This window comes from Reyranella aquatilis (genome assembly GCF_020880995.1).
GTDB classification, from domain to species: Bacteria; Pseudomonadota; Alphaproteobacteria; order Reyranellales; family Reyranellaceae; genus Reyranella; species Reyranella aquatilis.
On record NZ_JAJISD010000003.1, the window covers coordinates 113,967 to 137,499 of the forward strand.

21 protein-coding genes are annotated in these 23,533 nt (G+C 67.3%); 10 read left to right on the forward strand and 11 right to left on the reverse strand.

Annotated elements, in window-relative coordinates:
- The first annotated feature begins 79 nt into the window (after positions 1–79).
- Entirely contained in the window at positions 80–871 is a 792-nt protein-coding gene (locus LJ725_RS08700) for a hypothetical protein (RefSeq protein WP_230550262.1), read from the forward strand.
- Here the strand turns inward: LJ725_RS08700 and mutS are convergent.
- Complete coding sequence (gene mutS / locus LJ725_RS08705; RefSeq protein ID WP_268990573.1) at positions 868–3,498, reverse strand: DNA mismatch repair protein MutS; 2,631 nt, start codon at positions 3,496–3,498, stop codon at positions 868–870. The two genes, LJ725_RS08700 and mutS, sit on opposite strands and share 4 nt — an antisense overlap.
- 208 nt (positions 3,499–3,706) lie before the next feature.
- On the opposite strand from mutS, the gene LJ725_RS08710 reads away from it, so the two are divergent.
- Both LJ725_RS08710 and LJ725_RS08715 read left to right on the forward strand, forming a co-directional pair.
- Positions 3,707–6,007 carry an NADP-dependent malic enzyme gene (locus tag LJ725_RS08710; protein ID WP_329958350.1) on the forward strand — a complete coding sequence of 767 codons (2,301 nt, stop codon included), beginning with the start codon at positions 3,707–3,709 and terminating at the stop codon, positions 6,005–6,007.
- A 155-nt stretch (positions 6,008–6,162) separates the two neighbouring features.
- Complete coding sequence (locus LJ725_RS08715) at positions 6,163–6,780, forward strand: LysE family translocator (protein WP_230550264.1); 618 nt, start codon at positions 6,163–6,165, stop codon at positions 6,778–6,780.
- A 3-nt stretch (positions 6,781–6,783) separates the two neighbouring features.
- Here LJ725_RS08715 and rnk read toward each other — a convergent pair whose 3' ends face one another.
- From rnk to LJ725_RS08735, 4 genes are all read right to left on the reverse strand, one after another.
- A complete protein-coding gene (gene rnk, locus LJ725_RS08720; protein WP_230550265.1) occupies positions 6,784–7,194 on the reverse strand; it encodes a nucleoside diphosphate kinase regulator in 411 nt (136 codons plus the stop codon).
- A gap of 234 nt (positions 7,195–7,428) precedes the next feature.
- Positions 7,429–8,364 (reverse strand): ketopantoate reductase family protein, encoded by a 936-nt coding sequence (locus tag LJ725_RS08725; RefSeq protein WP_230550266.1) that lies wholly within the window; start codon positions 8,362–8,364, stop codon positions 7,429–7,431.
- A 21-nt stretch (positions 8,365–8,385) separates the two neighbouring features.
- A complete protein-coding gene (locus tag LJ725_RS08730; RefSeq protein WP_230550267.1) occupies positions 8,386–9,318 on the reverse strand; it encodes a ketopantoate reductase family protein in 933 nt (310 codons plus the stop codon).
- Positions 9,315–10,010 (reverse strand): pyrimidine 5'-nucleotidase, encoded by a 696-nt coding sequence (locus LJ725_RS08735; RefSeq protein WP_230550268.1) that lies wholly within the window; start codon positions 10,008–10,010, stop codon positions 9,315–9,317. The genes LJ725_RS08730 and LJ725_RS08735 overlap by 4 nt, the downstream gene beginning before the upstream one ends.
- Positions 10,011–10,230: 220 nt before the next feature.
- On the opposite strand from LJ725_RS08735, the gene LJ725_RS08740 reads away from it, so the two are divergent.
- Both LJ725_RS08740 and LJ725_RS08745 read left to right on the forward strand, forming a co-directional pair.
- Entirely contained in the window at positions 10,231–10,812 is a 582-nt protein-coding gene (locus LJ725_RS08740) for a tetratricopeptide repeat protein (protein WP_230550269.1), read from the forward strand.
- Between the two features lie 7 nt (positions 10,813–10,819).
- The gene (locus LJ725_RS08745) at positions 10,820–11,872 is read left to right on the forward strand and encodes a DNA recombination protein RmuC (protein ID WP_230550270.1); all 1,053 of its coding nucleotides are present in this window, start codon (positions 10,820–10,822) and stop codon (positions 11,870–11,872) included.
- A gap of 167 nt (positions 11,873–12,039) precedes the next feature.
- Here the strand turns inward: LJ725_RS08745 and htpX are convergent, their stop codons facing one another.
- Complete coding sequence (gene htpX / locus LJ725_RS08750; protein ID WP_230550271.1) at positions 12,040–13,029, reverse strand: zinc metalloprotease HtpX; 990 nt, start codon at positions 13,027–13,029, stop codon at positions 12,040–12,042.
- Positions 13,030–13,088: 59 nt separating this feature from the next.
- Between htpX and LJ725_RS08755 the strand changes: the two genes are divergently transcribed.
- From LJ725_RS08755 to LJ725_RS08765, 3 genes are all read left to right on the forward strand, one after another.
- Positions 13,089–13,256 (forward strand): DUF1674 domain-containing protein, encoded by a 168-nt coding sequence (locus tag LJ725_RS08755; RefSeq protein ID WP_230550272.1) that lies wholly within the window; start codon positions 13,089–13,091, stop codon positions 13,254–13,256.
- A gap of 63 nt (positions 13,257–13,319) precedes the next feature.
- On the forward strand, positions 13,320–14,663 hold the full coding sequence (locus tag LJ725_RS08760; RefSeq protein ID WP_230550273.1) for an NAD(P)/FAD-dependent oxidoreductase: 1,344 nt from the start codon (positions 13,320–13,322) through the stop codon (positions 14,661–14,663).
- Positions 14,660–15,901 carry a threonine ammonia-lyase gene (locus LJ725_RS08765; protein WP_230550274.1) on the forward strand — a complete coding sequence of 414 codons (1,242 nt, stop codon included), beginning with the start codon at positions 14,660–14,662 and terminating at the stop codon, positions 15,899–15,901. Before LJ725_RS08760 ends, LJ725_RS08765 begins: the two co-directional genes overlap by 4 nt.
- A 3-nt stretch (positions 15,902–15,904) precedes the next feature.
- Here the strand turns inward: LJ725_RS08765 and LJ725_RS08770 are convergent, their stop codons facing one another.
- The 3 genes from LJ725_RS08770 to LJ725_RS08780 form a co-directional block, all read right to left on the reverse strand.
- Positions 15,905–16,390 (reverse strand): DUF2269 family protein, encoded by a 486-nt coding sequence (locus LJ725_RS08770; protein WP_230550275.1) that lies wholly within the window; start codon positions 16,388–16,390, stop codon positions 15,905–15,907.
- Positions 16,387–17,682, reverse strand: a complete 1,296-nt coding sequence (locus LJ725_RS08775) for an SDR family oxidoreductase (RefSeq protein ID WP_230550276.1) — start codon at positions 17,680–17,682, stop codon at positions 16,387–16,389. Before LJ725_RS08775 ends, LJ725_RS08770 begins: the two co-directional genes overlap by 4 nt.
- 75 nt (positions 17,683–17,757) lie before the next feature.
- Entirely contained in the window at positions 17,758–18,054 is a 297-nt protein-coding gene (locus LJ725_RS08780; protein WP_230550277.1) for an antibiotic biosynthesis monooxygenase, read from the reverse strand.
- Positions 18,055–18,231: 177 nt separating this feature from the next.
- Here LJ725_RS08780 and purH point away from each other — a divergent pair, with 177 nt between their 5' ends.
- The gene (gene purH, locus LJ725_RS08785; protein WP_230550278.1) at positions 18,232–19,845 is read left to right on the forward strand and encodes a bifunctional phosphoribosylaminoimidazolecarboxamide formyltransferase/IMP cyclohydrolase; all 1,614 of its coding nucleotides are present in this window, start codon (positions 18,232–18,234) and stop codon (positions 19,843–19,845) included.
- A 157-nt stretch (positions 19,846–20,002) separates the two neighbouring features.
- On the opposite strand, the gene purT is transcribed toward purH, so the two are convergent.
- Both purT and LJ725_RS08795 read right to left on the reverse strand, forming a co-directional pair.
- Positions 20,003–21,193, reverse strand: a complete 1,191-nt coding sequence (gene purT / locus LJ725_RS08790) for a formate-dependent phosphoribosylglycinamide formyltransferase (RefSeq protein ID WP_230550279.1) — start codon at positions 21,191–21,193, stop codon at positions 20,003–20,005.
- 40 nt (positions 21,194–21,233) lie between these two features.
- Complete coding sequence (locus LJ725_RS08795) at positions 21,234–22,175, reverse strand: diacylglycerol/lipid kinase family protein (protein ID WP_230550280.1); 942 nt, start codon at positions 22,173–22,175, stop codon at positions 21,234–21,236.
- Between the two features lie 208 nt (positions 22,176–22,383).
- On the opposite strand from LJ725_RS08795, the gene LJ725_RS08800 reads away from it, so the two are divergent.
- A complete protein-coding gene (locus tag LJ725_RS08800; protein WP_230550281.1) occupies positions 22,384–23,529 on the forward strand; it encodes an efflux RND transporter periplasmic adaptor subunit in 1,146 nt (381 codons plus the stop codon).
- Positions 23,530–23,533: the final 4 nt, after the last annotated feature.

The following is a 23,533-nucleotide window of genomic DNA, read 5'->3' on the forward strand; positions in this document are numbered from 1 at the left end:
TCGCAGGTGAACACCACCGATACGCGATAATCGATTTCGGCACTTCACCTTGAGGTGCATCTCATAGCACACTCGCCGCATGAGCATGATCGATGGCAATGCGACGCCGCTGGCCGGCCACGTCCTGGGCGAAGCCCTGCGGCGCTTTCTTGGCGACAAGATGTTCTGGAGTTATGCGGTGCCGCTCGCGCTGCTACTGGCGGCGCTCTCGGCTTTCCTGCCAAAGCATCAAACCGTGGCAGCGACAATCGCCTTTTGTTTCACGCTCGATCATTGGTTGAAGCGGATGCTCGTCCCTGACTGGGATAAGCGGATCCCGGCGAAAGCAAAATGGATGCAGTCGTTTTCATGGGCTTTTGTCGGGTTCTGCCTGCTCTATGGCCTCGGCCTGATGTTGCTGCCGTTGGCCCTCGCATTTTCGGTTGGCCTCGGATTGAGGAGCCTCACCGAGGTCGGCGGCATGCTGGCACTCATCGTTTTCCAGTCGATCACAATGATCGTCCTCGCAGCAGTCTTCGGCAGCGCTCTTCTATTCCTGCCGGCACGCGTTGTCGGCCTGGATTGGAATGTCGGCGATGCCGTGCGCTCTGCCGCCGGCCTGCGCGGGACATTGATCGCCGTAGCGCTCACCTGTAGCGCAATCTCGATCGGCGGCATGGTGCTCGGCCTCGCCACGATAGTGGGCTGGAACATCGCGAGGCTTGCGGGCGGGCCGTGGTCGATCTTTGCAGGTCGAGCCGTGGTCGTGTTCGTCGACATGCTCGCGCTTTATGTTGTCGCTCACAGCCTGAGCCGGCTGTTCGTCGCCCGGACAGGCTGGACACCGCCCCCGCTGCCTGGCGATCGCCCCGAGCCTTCGCTTACGGCTTAGCGCTCCAGGCGCGCACGCAATCCATAGAGCGCTTCGAGCGCCTCGCGGGGCGTGAGTTCGTCGGGGTTGATTTCGGCCAGCGCCTTCTCGACTTCCGATTCCTTCGTCTTCGCCGTGCCGCTGGCGGGACGCGCGGGGGCGGCGGCGAAGAGGGGGAGGTCGTCGGCGAGGCGGGTCACCGCGCCGGACTGTTCGCCCTTTTCCAGCACCGCGAGCACTTCCTCCGCGCGCGACACGACGGCGGCGGGGAGGCCCGCGAGTTGGGCCACGTGGATGCCGTAGGAACGATCGGCGGCGCCGGGCGCGACCTCGTGCAGGAACACGACCTCGTTCTGCCATTCCTTGACGCGCATCGTGTAAGGCGCCAGCGCGCTCAGCCGCTCCTTCAGCGCGCCCAGCTCGTGAAAGTGCGTGGCGAACAGGGCGCGGCATTTGTTGACGTCGTGCAGATGCTCGAGCGTCGCCCAGGCGATCGACAGGCCGTCGAAGGTGGCGGTGCCGCGGCCGATCTCGTCGAGGATGACGAGGCTGCGGGCCGTCGCCTGATTCAGGATCGCGGCCGTCTCGACCATCTCCACCATGAAGGTCGAGCGGCCGCGCGCCAGGTCGTCCGCGGCGCCGACGCGGCTGAACAGGCGGTCGACGATGCCGATGGTTGCCGCGCGCGCCGGCACGAAGGCGCCGGCCTGCGCCATCACGGCGATCAGCGCGTTCTGGCGCAGGAAGGTCGATTTGCCGGCCATGTTCGGGCCGGTCAGCAGCCACAGGCGGCGGTCCGTCCCCAGTTCGCAATCGTTGGGCACGAAGCCCGCGCCGTTCTGGCGGGCGAGCGCCGCCTCGACGACGGGGTGGCGGCCGCCCTCGATCGTGAACGCGGCATCGTCGGTGAGCGTCGGCCGCACATGGTTGCAGCTGGCCGCCAGCTCGGCCAGCGCCGAGGCGACGTCGAGCGCAGCCAGCGAACGCGCGGCCGCGGCGATCGCCGGCGAGACCGCCGTCACGGTGGCGACCAGTTCCTCGAACACGGCGAGTTCCAGCGCCAGCGCCTGGTCGGCGGCGCGGCCGATGCGGGTTTCGAGGTCGGCCAGCTCGGCGGTGCTGAAGCGCGTGGCGTTCGACATAGACTGCCGCCGCGTGAAGCCCAGCGCCGCCAGATCGAGCTTGTCGGCGTGCACCGCCGTCACCTCGATGTGGTAGCCGATCATGTTGTTGTGCCGGATTTTCAGCGAGGGCACGCCGCTCGCGGCCCGGTACTTGGCTTCGAGGCCGGCCACCGTCTTGCGGCTGTCGTCGCGCAGCGTGCGCTGTTCGTCGAGCTCGGGCCGGTAGCCCTGGCGCACGAAGCCGCCGTCGCGCACCAGCAATGGCGGCTCGTCGGCCAGTGCCTCGGCGAGCGCCGCGACGGTGTCGCGATGGCCGGTGCAGCACAGGACGATCTCGGCGAGCGGCGCCGGCGGCGGCAACAGGGCCTCTGGCTCGCCGCGCAACGTCTCCGCCAGAGTCTCGCCCAGATCGAGGCCGTCGCGCAGCGCGGCCAGGTCGCGCGGGCCACCGCGTCCGACCGACAGGCGTTGCAGGGCGCGTTCGATGTCCGGCATGCGCCGCAGCGCCTCGCGCACCCGCTCGCGCACGGCGGGCCGTTCGACGAAGAGCTGCACCAGGTCGAGCCGCCGTTCGATCTCGGCCCGGTCGGTCAGGGGCGCGGCGATGCGCTCGGCCAGCAGGCGCGCGCCAGGGCCGGTCAGGGTGCGGTCGATGGTGGCGAGCAGGCTGCCATCGCGCCGCCCGTCGAGGCTCTTCACCAGCTCGAGGTTGCGGCGCGTCGCCGGGTCGATCTCCATCGTGCCGTCGGCCCGCTCGCGGCGCGGCGGCACCAGGGCCGGGCGCTTGCCGGCCTGGGTCAGCTCGACATAGTCGAGCAATGCCCCGCAGGCCGCGACCTCGGCGCGCGAGAAGGCACCGAAACTGTCGAGCACGGCGACGTTGAACGCCGCCTGCAGGCGCTTGCGGGCGTTGTCGCTGTCGAACCGCGCCGAGGGCAGCGGCGTCAGGACGGCATTCCATTCCTCCAGCGCCGTCTTGAGCGGCTCGCGCGCCAGCAGCCGATCGGGCACCAGCAGTTCGCCAGGCGCCAGGCGGGCCAGCGCGGCGGCGACCTGGCCGGGGAGCAGCGGCTGGGTCGCGAAGTCGGCCGTCGAGAGATCGAGCCAGGCCAGCGCCAGCTCGCCCTGGGCCTCGGACAGGGCCGCGAGGTAGTTATGGCTGCGCGCGTCGAGCAGCGAGTCCTCGGTCAGGGTGCCGGGCGTGATGACGCGCACCACGGCACGCTCGACCACCGACTTGGCGCCACGTTTCTTGGCCTCGGCCGGGTCCTCGACCTGTTCGCAGACCGCGACCTTGAAGCTCTGGCGGATCAGGCGCGACAGATAGGCCTCGTGGCTGTGTACCGGCACGCCGCACATCTTGATGTCTTCACCCAGATGCTGGCCGCGCTTGGTCAGCGCGATGTCGAGCGCCGCCGAGGCCTTCACCGCGTCGTCGAAGAACAGCTCGTAGAAATCGCCCATCCGGTAGAACACCAGATGGTCCGGATGCGCGGCCTTGATCGTCAGATACTGGCGCATCATCGGCGTGGCGTCGGCGGGAATGGCGGAACTGTCCGGCACTGAAGCTCCTGACTGTCCGTTTGATCTAGCACACGCCGCACAGCGGTCCATGTGGACGAGAGGTGGACGATATTTGGGCAGATCGCGTCCGCTGCAGCGCGGGATGGCTGGCTGGCACGATCGGACGAATATCGCCAATATGCATGCTCAACCGGGAGAGAATAAGCATATGGCGGGCAAAAGCTCGGAAGAAATGGTCAGCAACCAGATGGGCGATCTCGACGGCGACTCGCTGATCATGCATCGGACGGGGCGGCCCGGGAAAATCGAGATCATCGCCAGCAAGCCGCTGGTCACCCAGCGCGACCTGGCCCTGGCCTATTCCCCGGGCGTCGCGGCCCCCTGCCTCGCGATCGAGAAGGATCCGTCGACCGCCTACGACTACACGGTCAAGGGCAACCTGGTGGCGGTGATCTCCAACGGCACGGCGGTGCTGGGCCTCGGTGACATCGGGGCGCTGGCCGGCAAGCCGGTGATGGAGGGCAAGGCCGTCCTGTTCAAGCGCTTCGCCGACGTCGACTGCATCGACCTCGAGGTCGACACCAAGGACGTAGACCAGTTCGTGAACTGCGTGCGCTATCTCGGGCCGACCTTCGGCGGCATCAACCTCGAGGACATCAAGGCGCCGGAGTGCTTCATCATCGAGCAGCGCCTGCGCGAGCTGATGGACATCCCGATCTTCCACGACGACCAGCACGGCACCGCGATCGTCTCCGCCGCCGGCCTGATCAACGCGCTCCACCTCACGGGGCGCGACATCAAGGACATCAAGATGGTGGTGAACGGCGCGGGCGCCGCGTCGATCGCCTGCATCGAGCTCGTGAAGGCGATGGGGATGCCGCACGAGAACGCCATCCTCTGCGACACCAAGGGCGTGATCTACCAGGGCCGCACCGAGGGCATGAACCAGTGGAAGAGCGCCCACGCGGTCCGCACCAAGGCGCGCACGCTGGAAGAGGCGATGAAGGGCGCCGACGTGTTCTTCGGCCTCTCGGTCAAGGGCGCCGTGACCCGGGAGATGGTCCAGTCGATGGCCGCCAAGCCGATCATCTTCGCCATGGCCAATCCCGACCCCGAGATCACGCCGGAGGATGTGCGCGCGGCCCGCGGCGACGCGATCGTCGCGACCGGCCGGTCGGACTACGCCAACCAGATCAACAACGTGCTGGGCTTCCCCTACATCTTCCGCGGCGCACTCGACGTGCGCGCCACCACGATCAACGAGGAGATGAAGGTGGCCGCCGCCGAGGCGCTGGCCAAGCTCGCGCGCGAGGACGTACCGGACGAGGTCGATCGCGCCTATTCCGGCCGTCGCCTGCGCTACGGACCGGACTACATCGTGCCGGTGCCGTTCGATCCGCGCCTGATCGTCGAAGTCTCGGCGGCCGTCGCCAAGGCCGCGATGGAGTCGGGCGTCGCCAAGAAGAAGATCGCCGACATGGCGGAGTACAAGCGCAGCCTGTCGGGCCGCCTCGATCCGACCAGCCACTGGCTGCAGAGCCTGTTCGATCAGGTGAAGGCCAATCCGCAGCGCATCGTCTTCGCCGAGGGCGAGGAGGAGCGCACGATCCGAGCCGCCGTGATGTTCCGCGACAACGGCTACGGCACGCCGATCCTGATCGGCCGCGAAGAGCAGGTGCGCGAGACCATGAAGTCGCTCGGCATCACCGACGATTCCGGCATGGAGATCCACAACGCGCGGCTCTCGACCAAGAACGCACCCTATACCGAGCTGGTGTATCGCCGCCTGCAGCGCGACGGCTACCTGCACCGCGACGTGCAGCGCATGGTGAACCAGGGCCGCAACGTGTTCGGCGCCTGCATGGTGGCGATGGGCGATGCCGACGGCATGGTGACCGGCATCACGCGGCGCTTCCCCGAGTGCTATGCCGACGTGAAGCGGGTGATCAACATCGACCTGAACAAGGTGCCGATGGGCTACTCGATCGTGGTCTCGCGCCAGGGCACGGTGTTCCTGGGCGACACCTCGATCAACGAGACGCCGACGCCCGAGCAACTCGCGACCATCGCCAAGCAGATGGCGAAGAACGCGCGCATGATGGGTCATCATCCGCGCGTCGCCTTCCTGTCCTTCTCGAACTTCGGCAGCCGCGAGATCGAGCGCATCGACCGTATCCGCAAGGCGATTCGCCTGCTCGACGCCGAGGAGGTCGATTTCGAGTATGACGGCGAGATGCAGGCCGACATGGCGCTCGATTTCGAGCTGCTGAAGTCGACTTATCCGTTTACGCGCCTGACCGGCCCGGCCAACGTACTGGTGATGCCGGGCCTGCACTCGGCCCACATCTCCTCGCGGCTGATGCAGTCGCTGGGCGGCGTTACCGTGATCGGCCCGGTGATCGACGGCCTCTCCAAGCCGGTGCAGATCGTGCAGATGGGCGCCACCGTGAGCGATCTCGTGAACCACGCGGCGCTGGCCGCTTACGGCGCCCTCTCCGCACAGAGATAGGCGCTGGAAGCCATCCCTTCCCCTTTGCGGAGGCCGCAAAGGGGAAGTGCCCTCGTCTTGCGAGGGCGATGGGGTCATGCCCGCGTCCGCCGCTTCAGGGCACCTCCCCGTCCGAAGGGGGCGGAAAGCGAAAGGCGCTCCACGGAGGACGCACCGTGACTCTCGAAACCTGGTGGCTCTATCTCGGCGCCGTCATGCTGATCGCCTGCACGCCGGGCCCGAACGTGCTCTACGTGACGACGCGCAGCATCCGTTACGGTCTGGGCGCCGCATTTGTCGGCGTCGCGGGTTGTCTCACCGCGCTCGTGCTGATGCTGACGGGCTCGGTCGCGGGCCTCAGCGCGCTGCTGCTGGCGCTGCCCGGCGCCTTCGACCTGCTCAAGATCCTGGGCGCGGCCTACCTGGTCTATCTCGGCATCCAGACGTGGCGTGAGCCGGTGGCAAACGAGGCGCCGCCGCCCTCGACCGGTGCGTCGGCACTCGCCCTGTTCCGTGGCGGCTTCCTGGTGGGAATCAGCAATCCGAAACTGCTGATCTTCGCCGCCGCGTTTTTTCCGCAGTTCATCGACCCCGCACGCGCGTGGGGGCCGCAGTTCGCGCTGATGGTCGCGACCTTCATGGGAGTCGAGCTGTTCTTCTACTCGATCTACGCGCTGACGGGCCGAAAGCTGGCGGACCGGCTGATGCACGGCATCTGGCGCCGCTGGCTCAATCGGGTCAGCGGCGTCGTCTTCATGGGGTTCGGCGTCGCGCTGCTGCGCTTCAAGCCCTGACGGTCAGGAGACCTTGCGGACCGTGAGCCGGTGCTTGCGCCCGTCGCGCGCGGTCCAAGAGATCGACTGGCCCACGGCCAGGCCGATCAGCGCCGCGCCCACCGGCGTCATCACCGAAAGCTTGTGGGCGTCGCTGTCCTCGTCGGCCGGATAGACCAGCGTCTCGGTCAGCTCGTGCTGTTCGCCGTCGGTGCCGGCGTCGGAACTGAACGTGACGGTCGACCCCATGCGCACGACGTCGGCCGGTACGCTGTCCTCGCCCACGACCTTGGCGCGCTCCATCTCGGACAGCAGCTCCTCGGCGACCTCCGGCAGGCGCTCCAGCGACGCGGTGGCGAGGTCGGTCAGGCGGTCGCAATCGGCTTCACTGACGACGATGTTGGGGACGGAACGGTTACGTGCAACGGCGGGCATCGCGGATGATCCTGCATGGCTGAAGACAAATTGGATTCAATCGGTGATCGCCGAGCAAAAGCGATCGAGTGCCCCGATGCCGGGACACAAAAGGCCGGCTCGGGGACTACGCTTCCGCGATCGGATGGTTCCGCCGCGGCACGAGGGAGAGAAGGCCCGAGAAGTTCATGTCCAAGACGTAGGCCCCCCGGATGCGCGTTTCAAGGCCCTCGGCTAGGCCTCCCGCGAGCGAACCTACTTCGCCAGCTTGCGGGCGCGCTGGGCGAGATAGACCTGCAGATGGGCATAGGCCAGGCGCAGGTTCGGCGTCGCGATCCCGGCTTTCTTCGCGCGGGCGATCATGTCGCCCACGATATGGTCGGCCTCGACCATGTTGCCCTTCTCGAGGTCATGCAGCATCGAGGCGGTGAACTTCGAGCCCTTCACGGTCAGGAACGAGCGGATGGTCTTGAGGCCATTCTCGCCGGGATCGTGGCCGGCGGCGGCCCCGACCTGGCGGCCTTCCTCGACCGTCTCCAGCACGATCGCCAGCCCTTCGTCCGCTTCGAGCACGTCGCCCGAGGAACCGCGCATCAGGCAGCAGGTCGCCGCCAGCGTGCACAGCATGATCCACTTGTCCCAGAGATCCTGGACGATGTTGGCGTTCAGGCCACCGTCGATGCCCGACGCCTTGATGGCGGCATCGAGATCGGTCAGCGCCTTGCGCGCAGGTGCGGCGCCACGCTCGCCGAACGAGATCACGGCGAAGGGGCTGGTGTGGAGGATGTGGCCCTGGCCGTCCATGGCGACGCCGACGCGCGCCAGGCCGCCCACCACCTTGTCGGCGCCGAAGCGGGCATCGAGCGTCTCGAGATGACGCATGCCGTTCAGCAGCGGCACGATCGTGGTGTTCGGGCCGACGGCCGGTGCGATGGCGTCCATCGCCGAGTCGAGGTCGTAGGCCTTGCAGGTCAGCAGCACGACATCGTACGGGCCACCTTCGCTGCCCTTCGTGGCGGTCTTCACCTTCTGGGTGACATCGCCCTTGGTGCTCTTGATCACCAGCCCGTCGCGCTGCAGCGCCTCGTTGCGCTTTTCGCGCACGAGGAAGGTCACGTCGGCACCGCTCTGATGCAGGCGCCCGCCGACATAGCCGCCGATCGCGCCGGCGCCGAGGATCAGGATCTTCATGATGGCTTCTACCTCTGGCCTCTATTTCAGTCCGCCGCGCGCCCGGCGCGCTTCATATGTCTGCAGGTGCGCATAGGCGAAGCGCAGGTTGGGCGCGGCGATGCCGTGCTTGCGGGCGCGCGCCAGCATGTCGCCGACGATCTGCTTGCCCTCGGCCGCGCCGCCCTTCTCCATGTCGCCCAGGATCGAGGCCACCGCCTTGGAACCCTTGGCCGTCAGCATGCCCTTGAGGTTGGCCACGACCTTGTCGCTGGGCGGCTGGCCCTCGGCCACCGCGACCTTGCGGCTCTCTTCCAGCGTCTCGGCGACGATCGCCGCGCCGTCCTCGCTCTCCATGATGTCGCCGATCGTGCCGCGCATCGAGGCGCACATGCCCGCGATCGTCGACAGCATGATCCACTTGTCCCAGAGATCCTGGTTGATGTTGTCGTTGAGCCCGCCGTCGATGCCGGCCTTCTTGCAGGCCGCGTCGAGCGCGACCAGAGAGGCGCGCGCGGGCTTGCCGTCGCGCTCGCCGAACGACACGCCCGAGGCGCCGCTGTGCAGGATCTCGCCGTTGGGGCCCAGCATGCCGGAGATGCGGGCCAGGCCGCCGGCCACGCGCGCGGCGCCGAACTTGCCGTCGAGCGTGGCGAAGTGGGCGTGGCCGTTCAGCATCGGCACGATGACGGTGTCGGCCCCGACCGCGGGCGCGATCGACTCCATCGCCGAATCGAGGTCGTAGGCCTTGCAGGCCAGCACGATGACGTCATAGGGCCCGCCTTCGCTTCCCTTGGTCACGACCTTGACCGGCACGACGGCGTCGCCCTTCGGACTCTTCACGACGAGGCCCTGCTTTCGCACCGCCTCGGCGCGCTTCTCGCGCAGCAGGAAGGTGACGTCGACGCCGGCCTGGGTGAGGCGCGCGCCCCAATAGCCGCCGACCGCGCCGGCGCCGAGAATGAGGATCTTCACGGCTTGAGGTTCCTTTCGGTCAGCCAGTCGTCGAGCCACGTGGCGAGGTCGTCGGTCTGGTGATGGATGTGGCTGAGATCGGCGTCGGCCGCGCGCTTCACGCTTTCGTCGGTGCGGATCCACACCGTGCGCATGCCGATGTCGGCCGCGGGCTTCAGGTTGACGGAGATGTCGTCGGCGAAGGCGGCGCGCGTCGGGTCGATGCCGTGCTTCTTCACCAGCGCGTCGTAGATCTGCGGATGGGGCTTGGGCCAGTACTCGCCCGCGGCGATGTCGAAGATCGCCTCGAAGTGATGCGACACGCCCAGCCGCTCCATCACGCGCTCGGCATGCGGCACGTCGCCGGCGGTGAAGATGATCTTGCGGCCGGGCAGCGCGCGCAGCGACGCTTCCAGCGCGGGATTGGCCTCGACCGGCGAGTAGTCGATGTCGTGGACGTAGTCGAGATAGTGCGTGGGATCGACGCCGTGCAGAGTCATCATCCCGCGCATCGAGGTACCGTGGTCGCGCCAGTACTGCTTCTGCACGACCCGCGCCTCTTCCGGCGTCACCTTCAGCCAGTCCGCGATGTAGCGCCCGATGCGCACGTCGATCTGCGAGAACAGGTTGCAGCGCGCCGGGTAGAGCGTGTTGTCCAGATCGAACAGCCAGACGTCGGGATCGTGCGCCGGGGGATCGTATTTGCGAGCCATGGGAGGTTTGGATTACCGGCCGGCCGTGCGCTTGTCGAGCCGGCAGCATGTCCTATAAAGAGGCATTCCAACAGATGGCTTTCATTTGCCGCGCACGATCCTGAGCCTGTGTCTCCTGCTGTGGGTGTGGCCAGGAATTGGCCGTGCCGGCCCGGTGGACGACGGCCTCGAGGCCTATAAGCGGGGCGACCATGGGGCCGCTTCAGCCCTGTGGAGGCCGTTGGCCGAGAAGGGCAACGCATCGGCAGAATTCTATCTCGGCCTTCTCTATCGTAACGGCCAGGGCGTGCCGCGTAACGAAGCCGAAGCGAACGCCTGGCTCCGCAAGTCGGCAGACCAGGGATATCCGCCCGCTCAATACTTCGTTGCTGTGTTGACGAAGCAGCCGACAGAGGCCTTCGATTGGTACAAGAAGGCTGCGGAGCAGGACTATGCGGCCGCCCAGTTTAGGGTCGGTGAGATCTATGACTTTGGCGTGTTGGCTCCCCGCGATCGGGCTGAATCTCTCAGACTGTGGCGCATGGCGGCTGAACGCGGCTACGGGCCGGCGATCAGTCGCATGGGGATGCTGTATGTGACCGGAGACCTGCCGACGGACAAGGTACAAGCCTTCAAGTGGCTTACCTTGGCCTTGATGCAACCGGATTCGAACTTCGGTGAACTGAGCCGCCCCGCGGTGACCATGCTTCGCAACTCAGTCGGTCAGAGCATGACGCCCGAGCAGATTGCCGAAGCCCAACAGGAGGCAAAGGATTGGCAGCCGACCCCCGAAGCATGGGTGGAGAAATGGCGCACGCGATGAGGGCTGCATGGACACTCTGACAATCGCTCTACTTGCCGCCGTCATCGTGCTGGTGGTTCTCGTCGCTGTGATCGTGATGCGCCAGGGCGGCGGCAACCGCGAGGCCGAGCAGCGGATGCAGCAGCAGCTGGCCCTGGCGCTGAGCCAGCAGGCCGAGACCGTGCAGCGGGTCGAGAAGTCGCTGCGCGAGCAGGAGCAGGCTCTGGCCAAGGTCGTCACCGAGCGGCTGGACCGGACCGAGAAGGCCACGGGCCAGATCGTCACCGACCTCCGTGAGCGGCTGGTCCGCATCGACGAGGCGCAGAAGAAGATCGGCGAGCTGTCGACCCAGGTCGTCAGCCTGCAGGAGGTCCTGTCCAACAAGCAGGCGCGCGGCGCGTTCGGCGAGGTCCAGCTCAACGACCTGGTCCAGAGCGCCCTGCCGCCCTCGGCCTACGATTTCCAGGTGACACTCTCGACCGGCGTGCGCGCCGACTGCCTGCTGAAGCTGCCCAACCCGCCGGGCCCGATCGCCATCGACGCCAAGTTCCCGCTCGAGAGCTACAGCCTGCTGCGAGCGGTGCCGGCCGGCGATGCGGCGGCGCTGCTGGCCGCCCAGCGCGGCTTCCAGCAGGCCATTCGCAAGCACATCGCCGACATCCGCGGCAAATACATCGTGCCGGGCGAGACCGCCGAATCGGCGCTGATGTTCCTGCCCTCGGAAGCCGTCTACGGGGAGCTGCACGCCAACTTCACCGGGCTGGTCGAGGAATCCTACAGGGCGCGTGTCTGGATCGTGTCGCCCACGACCATGATGGCGACCCTGAACACGGTGCGCGCCGTGCTGAAGGACGTGCGCATGCGCGAGCAGGCCGGCGAGATCCAGAAGATGGTGGGCTTGATCCTGGGCGACGTGAAGCGGCTCGACGACCGGGTCGACAATCTCAAGAAGCACTTCGCCCAGACCGAGAAGGACCTGCGCGAGATCGACACCTCGACCACGGCGATCACCCGCCGCGGCGAACGCATCCTCGCCGTCGATCTCGGCGAGGAACCGACGGCGCTGCCGCCGAAGGTTTAAAGCGGACAACAAGTTCCGTCGTCTCGACCGGAGCCGAGCGAAGCTCGGCGTAGTTTAGAGACCTTTTTTTCGCGATCGGCCGGCTTTTAGTGGAGAGAGAGGATCTCTCCACTCCGCACCTTCGGTGCTCCGGTCGAGATGACGGGTGTTATGAAGGGCTGGTTGACCTAACCCCAGGGGCCGCGGCGCGGGCTCTGCGCCGTCGGCGCATTACCCCACGGGCCGCGGGGCGGCGCGGAATCGCCCCAGGGGCCGCCGCCGGGCGCCGAGGCGGGCTGCGGCCGCGACGGGGCGTAGCTCTGATAGCCCTGACCGCCCATCGCCTGCAGGCGCGCGATGCGCTCCTCCATCGGCGGGTGGGTCGAGAACAGGCTCGACATGCCGCCGGCCGCGGCCAGCGGATTGGCGATGTACATGTGCGCGGTGGCCGGATTGCGCTCGGCCGCCTCGTTGTGGAGCTGCTGGGTGCCGGCATGCAGCTTGGCCAGCGCCGAAGCGAGCCACTGCGGCTGGCCGCAGATCTCCGCGCCCATCCGGTCGGCCTCGTATTCGCGGCCGCGGCTGATCGCCATCTGCACCAGCATGGCGGCCATCGGCGCCAGGATCATCGCGGCGATGGCGACGATCGGGTTGACCAGCGGCCGGCCCTCGGAATCGCGGCCGCCGCCCATCAGGCCGCCGAAGCTCGCCAGCATGCCGATGGCGCCCGACAGGGTCGCGGCCACGGTCATGATCAGCGTGTCGCGGTGGCGGACATGGGCCAGCTCGTGCGCCATCACGCCCGCGACCTCCTCGCGGCTGAGGTGGCGCAGCAGGCCGGTGGTGGCGGCCACGGCGGCATGCTCGGGATCGCGCCCCGTGGCGAAGGCGTTGGGCTGCTCCTCGTCGATCAGGTAGACGCGCGGCATCGGCAGGCCGGCGCGCTGCGTCAGCTCATGGACGATGTTGAACAGCTCGGGCGCGTTCTCCGGCCCGACTTCCTGGGCGTTGGCCATGCGCAGGACCATCTGGTCGCTGTTCCAGTAGGCAAACAGGTTCATGCCCAGTGCGGCGACGAAGGCGATCACGAGGCCGGTCTGGCCTCCCATCAGGTAACCGGCCACGAGGAAGAAGCCCGTCAGCGCGGCGAGCAGGAGGGCGGTCTTGAAGTAATTCATGCCGGGTAAGTTGGTCTGCAAAAGTGGCGAATCAAGGTAGGGACAGGCATCATGCGGCCATGACCGACACCAGCAAGCCCACCCCGCCGGAGCCGCCGAAGGCCGATCCGGCCCCCCCTCCCGTCCCCGAGAAGCCGAAGAAGGTCGAGGAGATCGGCGGCCCGCCCGGCCCCGAACCCACCCGCTACGGCGACTGGCAGTTCAACGGCAAGGTGACCGACTTCTAGCCGCCCGGCGATGGCACGAAGCCTGCCTCGCCCGCTCGATACGAAGGACTGCGAGTAAAGCCCATGGACAAAGCCCGCATCTTCCACCCCGACTTCAAGGCGCAGCCCTGGTGGTGGGAGGCGTGGACGCCCAACAATGCGTTGAGCGTCGACCCGCCGGCGAAGACCGACGTGGTGATCGTCGGGGCGGGCTATGGCGGCCTGTCCACGGCGCTGGAGCTGAGGCGCAACGGCATCGACTGCGTGGTGCTGGAACGCGGCGTGTTCGGCATCGGCGCCTCGACGCGCAACGGCGGCATGCTCTCGGGCGGCACCAACATCGCCAAGGGGCTGGGCGGCAAGAACCCCAAGGTCGAGGCCGAGTTCGAGGCCAACAAGGCGGCGTTCCTGGGCAGCGGCGCCGACTCGCTGCAGACGCTGATCGACATCATCCATCGCGAGAAGATCGACTGCGGCCTGATCACCAACGGCCGTTTCACCGGCGCCTGGACGCCGAAGCACTACGACGACCAGGCGCGCAAGGTCGAGATGTTCAACAAGTACGCCAATGTCGGCGCCGAGATGATCCCGCGTGAGCGGGTGCGCGAGATGATGGCGTCCGACTACTACTATGGCGGCATGTACGTCCGGGCCGGCGGAAACCTCCATCCGGCGCGCTACTACAAGGGCCTGCTCGAGGCCGCGCACAACCAGGGCGCCGTGCTGTGCGGCGAGGTCGAGGCCGAGCGGATCGAGAAGACGAAGGACGCGAAGGGGGGCAGCGGCTGGCGCGTGCTGACCGCCAAGGGCCCGATCACCTGCAAGGAAGTGGTGATCGCGACCAACGGCTATACCGGCGACCTGACGCCGAAGCTGAAGATGCGCGTCGTGCCGGTGGCCAGCCACATCATCGCCACCGAGGAACTGCCGATGCCCGCGACGGATCTCATTCCGCTGCAGCGCTCGATCGGCGACACCAAGCGCGTGCTGACCTATTACCGGCCCTCACCCGACGGCAAGCAGATGATCTTCGGCGGCCGCGCCCGCTTCACCGCCGCGCCGCCGGAAGTCAGCGCGCCGATCCTCTACCAGTACATGATCGACCGCTTCCCGCAGCTGAAGGGCATCCGCATCACCCATGTCTGGACGGGCAACGTCGCCTTCGCGCTCGATTCGATGTCGCACATGGGACAGGACGACGGCATGCACTACCTGCTGGCCTGCAACGGCAGCGGCGTCGCCATGATGACCTATCTCGGCACCCAGACGGCGAAGAAAATCGCCGGCGGCTCCAACGCGCCGGTCAACGCCTTCGACGGCCGCCACTTCCCCGAGCACCCGCTCTACAACGGCGATCCGTCGCTCTACCTGCCGCTGATCGGAGCGCTCTACCGCACGCAGGACTGGCTCGACCGCAAGCTTGCATGAACGCTCCGCTCGCCGAATCCCTCCCCGTTTCTCTCGCCGACGTCCGCGCCGCCGCCGCGCGCATCGAGGGCGCGGTCGTGCACACGCCCTGCCTGCGCAGCGAGACGCTGTCGCGCATCGCGAAGGCCGACGTCTGGGTGAAGTTCGAGAACCTGCAGTTCACCGCCTCCTTCAAGGAACGCGGCGCGCTGAACACGCTGCTGCAGCTGGGCGACGACGAGCGACGCCGCGGCGTCATCGCCATGTCGGCCGGCAACCACGCTCAGGGCGTCGCCTATCACGCCGGGCGGCTCGGCATTCCCGCCACCATCGTGATGCCGTCCTTCACGCCCAACACCAAGGTGAAGCACACGCGCGACCATGGCGCGCGCGTCGTGCTGAAGGGCGACACGCTGTCGGAGGCCGCGACCGAAGCCCATCGCCTCGCCGACGCGGAGAAGCTGGTCTTCGTCCATCCCTACGACGATCCGCGGATCATCGCCGGACAGGGCACGATCGCGCTCGAGATGCTGCAGGATGCGCCGGAGATCGACACGCTGGTCGTCCCGGTCGGCGGTGGCGGCATGCTGGCGGGCTGCGCCGTGGCGGCCCGCGGCCTCAAGCCCGACGTCAGGATGATCGGCGTCGAATCGGCGGGCTACTCGGCGATGCGTCAGCTTCTGGCCGGCGAGACGGTGACGGTGGGCGGCGACACGATCGCAGAAGGCATCGCCGTGCGCGACATCGGCCAGGTGCCGCTGGCCATCGCCCGCTCCCTGGTCGATCGGGTGCTGGCGGTCGACGAGGTGGCGATCGAGCGTGCCATCGCGCTGTTTCTCGAGGTCGAGAAGACCGTGGCGGAAGGTGCGGGCGCGGCCGGTCTCGCCGCCCTGCTCGCCCATCCCGAGGTCTTCGCCGGCCGCAAGGTCGGGCTGGTCCTGTGCGGCGGCAACATCGACACCCGCCTGCTGGCCTCGGTCCTGCTGCGCGGCCTGGTCCGCGACGGCCGCATCGTGCGGCTGCGGCTGATGATCGGCGACCTGCCCGGCCAGCTCGCGCGCGTCGCCGGCCTGATCGGCGGCGCCGGCGGCAACATCGTCGAAGTGCAGCACCAGCGCCTGTTCGGCAGCGTGGTCGCCAAGTCCACCGAGCTCGACGTCACGGTCGAGACCCGCGACCGCGACCACGCCCGCGAACTGGTCGGAGCGCTGCAGGCCGAAGGCTTCAAGGTGCGCGTCCTCGAGGGGGCGGACGCTTAGGTCTCACCAGAGGTCGGGCTTCGCCACCATCAGCAGGAAGACGAACACCAGAGCAGAGAAGGCAGGCCAACCGAGCGCGAACCAAAGCTTCATGTCGCGCTCATAGGCCGCGGGCAAGGGCGTGCGAGTCGCAACAGCGCACGCCGCCATGTCCCTCACCCGGATCTGGAGCAGCACGACCGGCACCCAGCACACGAAAGCCAACAGGTAGAGCAGGTAGGCCGCCACCAGCCAGGACGACATCGGATCGAGGCCGGTATTCAGGACCAAGGCGAGACCGGTTGCGGGCTGCACGACGCCGGCAGGCAACGTGAACATCCAGTCCGCAAGCACGACGTTGCGTGATACCACCGCGATGCCGGCAACATCGCCGCGTCGATGGGCCATCCACATCTGAAACGCCGTGCCGATTCCCGTTCCGAACAGGACCGTGCTGCTCAGGATATGCAGCCATTTCAGCCAGAGATAAGCGTCGATACCGGCACTCATCGTTCTTCCTCGAGGATCGCCCAAACGCAGATCGCCGCGAGGATCGGGAGGTTCTTGAGAAGGGCTCCGAAGGGATCGAGCCACAGGGTAGGCACCAGTGCGCCAAGCAGGATGGTGTAGCCACCAACGACCGTTAGTTGCAGCGCGGCAAGCATTCGTGGTCGCCAACGGAACAGCAGGGCTGCCGCGATCAGAAAGTCGACGACGGAGAAGGCGATTGCGAGCGGACGCGCTGGCAGACCGAGAGCAGCGAAGGCATCAGCGACATCGGCGTAGGCCGACACGGGCGCCAGCAGACCGGCAAGCGCGGACCCGACCCAGAGAAGAATCAACGCCGCACGCAGCACAGGGCGCAGGAAATAGAGACGCGCGTGCCAGAGATCTTGGGTCTGCGCCGGCCGACGCGAGAGAGCCGCCTCCAGCGTACGTGGCACGAATCCTATCTGGTCTGCGAAGGCCGCGGCTGCAGCGCCTCCGGCATTGCCATACCGAAGCTGTTCGAGGCTCGCGGTCCCCAACGGCCCGCCGCCGCCAAGGTCGGCGATGCGGGCCGACAGGGCCATGACGGGAAAGGGAATCGGCACTGTCAACGCGGGCTGCAGCCCAAGCCATGATCGATACCGACGCACGAGATCCCGCAGGCTCACGATCTCGGGCCCGGCGGGATCCAGTGTCAAACCGGCGAAGTGATCGCTTTCGACGACCCGCACGACGGACTCCACCAGATCGTCGATGTGCAGGGGCCGAAACGACGTGGAGCCATCGCCGACCATCGGCGTGACGAGAGGCAGGCCCGCGAGGCCTCGCAGCGCCGAGGTGCCGCCGTAGCTGCCTTCTCCATAGATCAGTGACGGCCGCAGGACGGTCCAGTCGAGCGGTAGTGTCCGCAGATGATCGTCGGCCTTCTTCTTGGTCAGCGCATAAACCGTTCCCGCTTCTGCGTCAGCGCTGATCGCCGAAATCTGGACGACGCGACGCACGCCAGCGGCCACGCACGCATCGAACAGCGCAATCGGTGCCTTGGCATGGATCGCCTCGATGTTCTGCCCTCGGCCGGCGTGAAGCACACCGGCGCAGTTGATGACAGCGTCAATTCCAGAGAGGCGGGGCGTCCAGTCGGTTATCGAAGTATCCCGATTGAAGTCGATGGCGATGGCGTCGACTCCGGGAAACCTGCCGCGCAGGGCGCCAGGGTTACGTACAGCGCCGACGATCTCATGACCTCGGGCCGCGAGCCCGGCGAGCAATTGCCCCCCAATGAATCCGTTCGCGCCTGTCAGCAGAATTCGCACCGCATGAACCTAGCAAACCCTCGCCACTTTGGCGCGATGAGCCGGCGTCTCCGCGAACCGATCGCAGCTATCGGACTATTTCAGCGCCGAGACGACGGTACCGGCCACGGCATCGGTGACACCGAGACCGTTGCCGAGGTCTTCGAGCGTGTCGCGGAAGGAGTTGAGGGTGGCGATCATGGCCGGCCGCGCCGCGATGCAGGTTTCCATGTCGGGCCACTCGGCAATCAGGCAGTAGGCGCGGTCGCCGGTCCTGATGATGTTCGCATGCACCAGGCCCGGCCATGCCTGGGCGATGGCTTTATGGGCGTCCAGGAATTCCTGATCGCGACCGGGCTTCACGCGAAAGCGCACCGTATTGAACGCAGGCATCGTTCCCTCCCTGTCAGGTCCCGAAACAATGCGCATGCATAGTGCGTTAGCGCAATGGCGGAGCCGCCTTCCGAGGGACCGTGTCGGGTCGGCCGAGCCATCCGAGCGTTAAAAAAGGCCCAAATGACACAGGGCTGGACGTAGCGGTATCCGCCCGCGCGCCCTAAAAGACCGGCCATGTCCGCCTCGACCCAATACGTTCCCTCGCCCACGCCCGACCTGGCCCGCATCCAGCGCGCGTTGATCTCCGTCTCCGACAAGGAGGGCCTGGTTGAGCTGGGCAAGGCGCTGGCGGCGCACGGGGTGGAAATCCTGTCGACCGGCGGGTCGGCCAAGTCGCTGCGCGACGCCGGCCTGAAGGTGGTCGAAGTGAGCGACCATACCGGCTTTCCCGAGATCATGGACGGGCGGGTGAAGACGCTGCAGCCCTCGATCCACGGCGGCATCCTCGCCCGCCGCACCGACGCCGGGCACCAGAAGGCGATGAGCGATCACAGGATCGCGGGCATCGATCTGGTGGTGGTGAACCTCTACCCGTTCGAGGCGACCGTCGCGCGCGGCGCCGACTTCCCGACCTGCGTCGAGAACATCGACATCGGCGGCCCGGCGCTGATCCGCGCCTCGGCCAAGAACCACGACTTCGTGACGGTCGTGGTCGATCCCAAGGACTATGCCTCGGTGCTGCAGGAGCTCGACGCCCACAAGGGCGCCACGACCCTCGCGCTGCGCCGCAAGCTCGCGGCCAAGGCCTATGCCCGCACGGCGTCCTACGATTCCGCCATCGCCAACTGGTTCGCGGCCCAGCAGGGCGAGACCTTCCCCGAGCGGCTGACCCTGTCGGCGGAGCGCGTGCAGACGCTGCGCTACGGCGAGAACCCGCACCAGAAGGCCGCCTTCTACTCTGACGGCAGCAAGCGGCCCGGTGTCGCCACGGCGCGCATGATCCAGGGCAAGGAGCTGTCCTACAACAATATCGGCGACACCGAGGCGGCCTACGAGTGCGTCGCTGAGTTCGCCGAATCGGCGATCGTCGTGGTGAAGCACGCCAATCCCTGCGGCGTGGCGGTCGATGCCGACCAGTTCAAGGCCTATCAGAAGGCCTACGCCTGCGATCCGGTCTCGATCTTCGGCGGCATCGTCGCGGTCAACCGCACGCTCGAAGCGAAGGTCGCGGCGGAGCTGGTGAAGCTGTTCCTCGAAGTGGTGATCGCGCCCGACGCGACGCCGGAGGCGCTGGCGATCCTCGCCACCAAGAAGAACGTGCGCGTGCTGCTGGCCGGCGCCCTGCCCGATCCCTCGACCGCCGGCATGACGCTGAAGAGCGTGGCCGGTGGCTATCTCTTCCAGACGCGCGACAACGGACATCTCACGAAGGCCGACCTCAGGGTCGTGACTAGGCGGTCGCCGACGCCGAAGGAGCTCGACGACCTGCTGTTCGCCTTCACCGTCTGCAAGCACGTGAAGTCGAACGCCATCGTCTATGCCAAGGACGGCGCCACGGTGGGCGTCGGCGCCGGCCAGATGAACCGCCGCGACAGCTCGCGCATCGCCGCCATCCGCGCCGCCGAATCGGGCGAGGCCGCAGGCCTCGCGGTGAGCCCGGCGGTCGGCAGCGTCGTTGCGTCGGATGCCTTCTTCCCGTTTGCCGACGGCCTACTCGCTGCGGCGGAAGCCGGCGCGACCGCGATCATCCAGCCCGGCGGCTCGATGCGCGACAAGGAAGTGATCGACGCGGCCGACGAGAAGGGCCTCGCGATGGTCTTCACCGGGATGCGGCACTTCCGGCACTAAGAAAAAAAGGCCGTCGTCTCGACCGGAGCCGAGCGAAGCTCGGCGAAGCGGAGAGACCTTCTCTCTACGATTTGACGGCTTTTGGTGGAGAGAAGGTCTCTCCACTCCGCGCTGCGCGCTCCGGTCGAGACAACGGGTTTTACTTTCTTGGGCGCGCCTACCCGACCTTGATCTGCTTTGCAGACGCTATCGCCTTGCGGCGGGCGTCCTTGACCGTGCGCCCCGTGGCCAGGGCGACGGCCATGCGGCGGTGACCCTTCACCTCCGGCTTGCCGAAGATGCGGACCGACGTGCCCGGAGCGGCCAATGCCTTGGCGATGCCGGTGTAGGTGGGATCCTCGAGATTGCCGTCGCCCAGGACGGGCACCGAGGCGCCCGGCTGGCAGGTGATCTGCGGGATCGGCAGGCCGAGGATGGCGCGGACGTGCAGCTCCATCTCGCTCATGTTCTGCGAGACCATCGTGACCATGCCGGTGTCGTGCGGGCGCGGCGAGAGTTCGGAGAACCAGACCTTGTCGCCCTTTACGAACATCTCGACGCCGAACAGGCCGCGGCCCTTGGCGCCGCACAGCTCGTTCACGACCTTCTTCGCGATGTCGCGCGCCTTGCGGAGCGCGGTCTTAGACATCGCGTGCGGCTGCCAGCTCTCGCGATAGTCGCCGTCGACCTGGATGTGGCCGATCGGCTCGCAGAAGCCGAAGCCGCCGTCGTGGCGCACGGTGAGCAGCGTGATCTCGTAGTCGAAGTCGATGGCACCCTCGACGATCACCAGACCGGTGCTGGCGCGCGTGCCCTCCATCGCGATCTTCCAGCTCTTCGCCACATCGGCGGGCTTGCGCGCGACGCTCTGGCCGTGACCGGACGACGACATGGTGGGCTTGATGAAGCAGGGGAAGCCAACGGCTTCGGCGCCCGCCTGCAGCTCCTCGAGGCTGGCGGCGAAGCGGTAGGGAGAGGTCGGCAGCCTGAGCTTCTCGGCCGCGAGCTTGCGGATGCCGCGGCGATCCATGGTGAGCTGGGCGGCGCGCGCCGTCGGGATGACGGTCCAGCCCTCCTTCTCCAGCTCGACCAGCGTGTCCGTGGCAATGGCCTCGATCTCGGGGACGATGAAGTCGGGCTTCACCGTCTCGACGACATGGCGCAGCGCCCCGCCGTCGCGCATGTCAAACACGTAGGAGCTGTTGGCGACCAGCATGGCCGGCGCGTCGGCGTAACGGTCGCAGGCGATGACCTCGATGCCGAAGCGCATCGCCTCGATGACCACTTCCTTGCCGAGTTCACCGGAGCCCAGCATCATCAGCTTGATTGCAGACCGCTTGAGCGGCGTGCCGAATTTCCTGATCTTCATTGGCCGACCATAGCAGAAAGCCGGACCGCTTCCGCGCCCTCTATGGCATCGGCTCGACCGCGCCCACGGCAAAACCGCGCGGCAGGACGTCTATGTCGAGCGGCAACCGGCCGATCGTCTCCCCGTCCAGATCGACCAGCATCTCGATCTCGGACACAAATCGGAACGACCGGCCGCGGCTCGTGCGCACCTTCGGGTGACCGACATGCGACCCGTCGGCCAGCCGCGGCATCACACCCAGCAGGGCGCCGAGCCGGGACACGTCGCCGATCTCCACGAGATCGAGCAGCCCGTCGTCGAAGGCCGCTCCCGGTGCCAGGCGCAGGCCGCCGCCGCCGTTTTCGGTGTTGGCGATCAGGGCAGTGAACAAGGGTCGGGTTCCCCGCTCGATCCCATCGACGGTGATCGCAACGCCACAGGAGCGGTATCCCAGGATGACGGCGGGCGTCATCAGCATGTAGGCCACGCCGCCGAGCTTCTTGGCCCAGCGCGACTGCGACGTGCGCTGGCTCACGAGAGCGGCAGCGCCCAGCGCCGCCATCAGATAGCCGAAGCGCTCGACTGGACGGCCATCGGCGCCGACGCAACGGACGCGCACCAGATCGATCGCCCGCCGCCCCGTCGCCGCCGCCGCGTCATACGCCTTCGACGGATCGGCGCCATGCCCGAGCGCCCGGCAGAGTTCGTTGGCCGTGCCGGCAGGAATCGGGCAGAGGACCGAGTCGGGGGCGAGAAGCCGGCCTGACGGATCGAGCAGGCCGTTCAGAGTCTCGTTCACCGTGCCGTCGCCGCCGACCGCGACGAACCGGCGGGCGCCGCCCATCAGAGCATCCCGGGCGAGTCGCGTGGCGTGACCGGGCGCTTGCGTGAACTGTGGCTCGAACGGCCCCAGGCGCTTCTCGAGTTCGGCCTTGATCGCCGGCCAGCGCTGGCCCGCCCCGCCCTTGTGCGCGTAGCGGTTGACGATCACCGAAGTCTTCATGACACGCAATAAGAGGGCAGAGGTGCGTCACAGACAATGGGACTGCGGAACTTTCTCGCTTTCCCGCTGTAATATTGCGGGGATATCAACCCTTCCGAACTTCGTTCCCTGCGGGCCTCTCGGTTACCTCCGCGGGAATTGACACCAGTCGGCGCGGCAACCATGTGTCGATGTCGCGACGCAGAATCGTTCGCGGGGGAGTTCCGAGTTGTCCGTACGCCGCCGCCTGCTGGCTCTTGCCGGCCTTTGCCTCTTCTCGCTTTCGACCGCAGCGCTCGCGCAGGGTGGGCCCCCGGCCATGCCGGTCGGCGTTGCCGAACCGATCTCCAAGCGCGTGACCCAGTGGGACGAGTATTCCGGTCGCTTCGAAGCGGTCGCATCGGTGGAGGTGCGCGCGCGCGTCTCGGGCTTCATCGACAAGATCGACTTCCGCGACGGCCAGATCGTGAAGGTCGGTGATCCGCTCTTCACCATCGACAAGCGGCCCTACGAGATCGCCGTCGAATCGGCCGAAGCCGACGTCGCACGCAACAAGGCGCAGGTCGAGCTGGCGGAACTGCAGGTCAATCGCGGCGCGTCCCTGATCGCCTCGCGCACCATCACCGAGGCCGAGCAGGACTCGCGCAAGTCGACGCTCGCCGTCGCCCGCGCCCAGCTCAAGTCGGCCGAGGCCGCGCTGCGCAACGCCCAGCTCAACCTCGAATGGACCAACGTCACGGCGCCGATCGCCGGCCGCATCTCGGACCGCAAGGTCGATGCCGGCAACCTGATCTCGGGCGGCCAGACCGGCGCCACGCTGCTCGCGACGATCGTGACGCTCGATCCCATCCGCTTCGTCTTCGACATCTCGGAAGCCGACCATCTCCGCTACAGCCGCCTGATCCTGTCGGGCGCGCTCGCCTCTTCGCGCGACGGCGCCAATCCCGTCCGCATCCGGCTTTCCGACGAAACCGACTGGAAGCGCACCGGCAAGGTCGACTTCGTCGACAACGCGATGACCGCGCGCTCGGGCACGATCCGCGTCCGCGCTTTGGTCGACAACAAGGACCAGCTCCTGACGCCCGGCATCTTCGGCCGCCTGCAGCTGTTCGGCGGCGAGTACGACGCGCTGCTGATTCCCGACTCCGCCATCATCTCCGACCAGGCGCGCAAGATCGTGTTCGTCGTCGGCCCGGGCGACGTCGTCCAGGCCAAGCCCGTGACCCTGGGCACGATCGTCGACGGCCTGCGCGTGATTCGCTCCGGCCTCGAGCCCACCGACAAGGTGGTGCTCGACGGCCTCGCCAACCCCATGGTCCGGCCTGGCGCCAAGGTCGTGCCCCAGAAGGCCGAGATCACCGCCAAGGCCAGGTAAGGGC